Source organism: Streptomyces sp. NPDC020875 (assembly GCF_040641415.1).
Taxonomy (GTDB): domain Bacteria; phylum Actinomycetota; class Actinomycetes; order Streptomycetales; family Streptomycetaceae; genus Streptomyces.
Genome location: NZ_JBFADP010000126.1, coordinates 1 through 3,606 on the forward strand (window position 1 = coordinate 1; position 3,606 = coordinate 3,606).

The following is a 3,606-nucleotide window of genomic DNA, read 5'->3' on the forward strand; positions in this document are numbered from 1 at the left end:
TCAGGTCCGGTGCGGGGGAGAGCATTAGGTGGCGCTGGGGGTCCCCCCATTGCCGAAGGCATAGGGGGCGGAACTGCGCGAACGGCCCACGACGGTGGTGCAGACCGCGAACAGCATCAGGTCGCCGGGCGCGGCCCGGGGTTGTGGGCCTCAGCCGGAGGGCCAAGGCGCTGGGGGTCCCCCCATCGCCGAAGGCATAGGGGGCGGAACTGCGCGAACAGCCACGACGGTGGGGCGGACCGCGAACAACACTAGGGCGCCGGGCGCGGCCCGGTAGTGACGGGTCCTCCCCGGAGGGGGCAAGGCACAGACGGGCCCCCGGCGCGGCGCACCCCACAGCGGGAGGCGACTACGCGTGGCCGAGGTCTTCGGGTACGTCCCCGTGCAAGGGGAACTCGTCCGTCGCCATCGAGTCCAGTACCGGCTCCGCGGGCTGCGGCGGCTTCGGCATGACGGCGGCTTCGGAGTGGCCTCCGCAGCCGTAGGAGAGCGATACGACGCGCCCGTCCGCCGGGGAGAACTCGTTGGCGCAGATCCCGAACGCCTGCGACAGGGAGCCCGCCACCGGTACGAGGAAGCCGCAGGAGACACAGGCCGCCGGGGCCGCCTGGGCCATGGGGGTCTTGGCGCCGAAGGACTCGTCCCAGCGGTCGGCGGCGGTGTGGAGCCCGTAGCGGGAGAGGACCCGGGCCCGCCGCATTCCCAGCTCTTCCGCGAGGGACGCGATGTCGCCGCGGCCGTTGGGGATGGTGTCGGCGGGGCGCCGGTCGGTCAGCTCGGCGTCCTCGTCCTCGACGCGTTCGGCGAGGTCGTGGGACGTACCGGTGAGGACGGAGTTCGGCGGCGGCGCGTCCTCGCCGCTGTAGCCGGGCTCCAGCCGGAGGTCGTCGGCCTCGGTCGGCAGCAGATCGCCGGGGCCCAGGTCACCCGGTCGGAGCCGCTCGCTCCACGGCACCCATTCGGGTGCCAGCAGCGCGTCGGGGCCGGGCAGCAGCACGCTCTCGTCGAGGGTGACGACCTTCGCGCGGGACGCCCGCGCCACGGTCACCGCCCAGCGCCAGCCCCGGTACCCGGGCTCCTTGGACTCGAAGAAGTGCGTGACGACCCGGTCGCCCTCGGAGACGAGGGAGACATGCTCGCCCACCACTCCGGGCGCCGCGGCCTCCTCGGCGGCGGCCCTGGCCAGATCCACCGCCTCGGCGCACAGGCGGTCGGGGGTACGGCTTCTCGTCGTCGCTGCACTCACAGGTCTCGTTCTCTCCTACGCCGTCTCACGGGGTGCGCCGGCCGTGGCGCGGGGCGGACACGGGCGGCGGGCGGAGCGGACCAGCGGGCCGCATCGACGTCCGCGCCCGGACCGGATCCGTCACGGGCGCACCTCACGCCATCCATTCTGCGGGATGCCGAAGAGGCGCGCGGCCGAGAACATTCGCCGGTGGCGCGCTACGCACGCTACCTCTTCCTCAGCGCCGAGCCCACCTGCGCGCCCCAACCGGGAGCTAACAACCCCGCATCACCCGTCGCCGACGGCCCCCTTCGGGCACTATGGCGTGGTGGCCGCAGCCAGTTCGTCGGACGACGCATCCGGGGTTCCCGGCGCGTCCGTCGCGCTTCGGGCGCTCGGCGCGCTCGGCCGGGCGTGCCGTGCCACCGGCCGGGTGCTGCGGGCGCCGTTCACGGGTACCGCGCGTTCCATCCGCCGGGCCACCCACGCCGGCGGCGCGGGCGAGTCCGGCCTCGGCCGGCTGATCGAACTGCATGCCGTCAACGGCGCGGGCGATGTGATGATCACAGTCGCGCTGGCGTCGACGGTGTTCTTCTCCGTACCCACGGACGAGGCACGCGGCCGGGTCACCCTCTACCTGGCGATCACCCTCGCCCCCTTCGCCCTGCTCGCCCCCGTGATCGGCCCCCTGCTGGACCGGATCCCGCACGGCCGCCGCGCGGCGATGGCCACGGCGATGCTCACCCGGGCCGTCCTCGCCGTCGTCATGTCCACCGCCGTCGTCACGGGCGCGCTGGAGCTGTATCCGGCGGCACTCGGCGTGTTGGTGGCGTCCAAGGCGTACGGCGTGGTCCGCAGCGCCGTCGTACCGCGACTGCTCCCCACCGGGTTTTCCCTGGTCAAAGCCAATTCCCGGGTCACCCTCGCCGGGCTGCTGGCCACCGGTCTGGCCGCCCCCGTCGCCGCCGGGCTGCACCGGATCGGGCCCTCCTGGCCCCTCTACGGGGCGTGCGCGCTGTTTCTCCTCGGCACCTTCTGGGCGCTACGGCTGCCGCACAAAGTGGACTCCGCGAAGGGCGAGACCAACGTCCGGGTCCTCACCCACGGCGGCCGCCGCCCCAGCCTCAGGACCGTCGGCCCCGCCGTGATCCACGGCCTCCAGGCCAACGCGTCCCTGCGCTGCCTCTCCGGCTTCCTGATCTTCTTCCTGGCCTTCCTGCTCCGGGAACACCCACTCGCGGGCCAGAGCCCGGCGGTCTCCCTGGCGATCGTCGGCGTCGCGGCGGGCGCGGGCAACGCCATCGGCACCGCCGTCGGCGCCTGGCTCAAAGCCCGGGCCCCGGAAGTGATCATCGCCACGGTCCTCGGCCTGGTGATCACCGCCGCGACCCTGGCCGCGATCTTCTTCGGGGCGGGCATGGTCGCCGTCCTCGGCGCGACGGCGGGCTTCTGCCAGGCCCTCGCGAAACTCTCCCTGGACGCCCTGATCCAGCGCGACGTCCCGGAAACCGTCCGCACCTCGGCCTTCGCCCGCTCCGAGACGCTGCTCCAGATGGCATGGGTCGTGGGCGGCGCGATCGGCATGCTCCTGCCGCTCCACGGTGTGCTGGGCATGGCGGTGGCGGCGGCCCTGGTCACGACGGGCGCGGCGGCGTCTGTCCGCGGCCTCCTCACGTCCTCCTCCCACCCCCACCCCCGAGTAGCCTGACGCGCTTCCGCCGCCCGCCGCCCAGTACCGGGCCGCGCGGGGTGGCCTGCGGCCCGCCTGTGGCTGGTCGCGCAGTTCCGCCCCTGTGCCTTCGGCGATGGGGGGACCCCCAACCTATGCCTCGGCGATGGGGGGACCCCCAACCTATGCCTCGGCGATGGGGGGACCCCCATCGCCTTGGCCCTCCGGCTGAGGCCCACAACCCCGGGCCGCACCCGGCGACCTGATGTTGTCAGCGGTCTGCGGACCGCATGTGGCTTGTCGCGCAGTTCCCCGCGCCCCTAAAAGCTCTCCCCAGGACCGGATAACGAGAGGGGAACCCACTCCCTGGAAGAGGAGCCCCGCCCCTGGGGCGGGGCCCTTTCGGAGGGCGGCAACGGGGGCGACCAGGGGCGCGGGGAACTGCGCGACAAGCCAGCCACCCAGACGCGGGTGGACCAACCACATCAGGTGGCACCCACCCCTCCCCGGGACGGGCTCCAGCCCCATGACGCATGTCCAGTGCGCGTGGTCGGGGGGTGCAGGGTCGCCCCCGCAACGGACGGCGGAAAAGAAACGGGTCTGCCTCCCAAGAGGCTCACTTCCGCCGTCCGTGAGGAGGTGAGCCCGGAGGCCACCGACCCTCCCGACGCTGCACAAGTGCGCCCGCATACCGCTGGAGCAACGGTCACAT

Annotated in this window: 2 protein-coding genes; one reads left to right on the plus strand and one right to left on the minus strand. The window is 73.5% G+C overall.

Annotated elements, in window-relative coordinates; all coding sequences use genetic code 11:
* Positions 1–349: 349 nt before the first annotated feature.
* A complete protein-coding gene (locus AB0G74_RS34230) occupies positions 350–1,246 on the minus strand; it encodes a DUF3027 domain-containing protein (protein WP_361154601.1) in 897 nt (298 codons plus the stop codon).
* 307 nt (positions 1,247–1,553) lie between these two features.
* Here AB0G74_RS34230 and AB0G74_RS34235 point away from each other — a divergent pair, with 307 nt between their 5' ends.
* Positions 1,554–2,933, plus strand: a complete 1,380-nt coding sequence (locus tag AB0G74_RS34235) for an MFS transporter (RefSeq protein WP_361154603.1) — start codon at positions 1,554–1,556, stop codon at positions 2,931–2,933.
* The last annotated feature ends 673 nt before the right edge of the window (positions 2,934–3,606 follow it).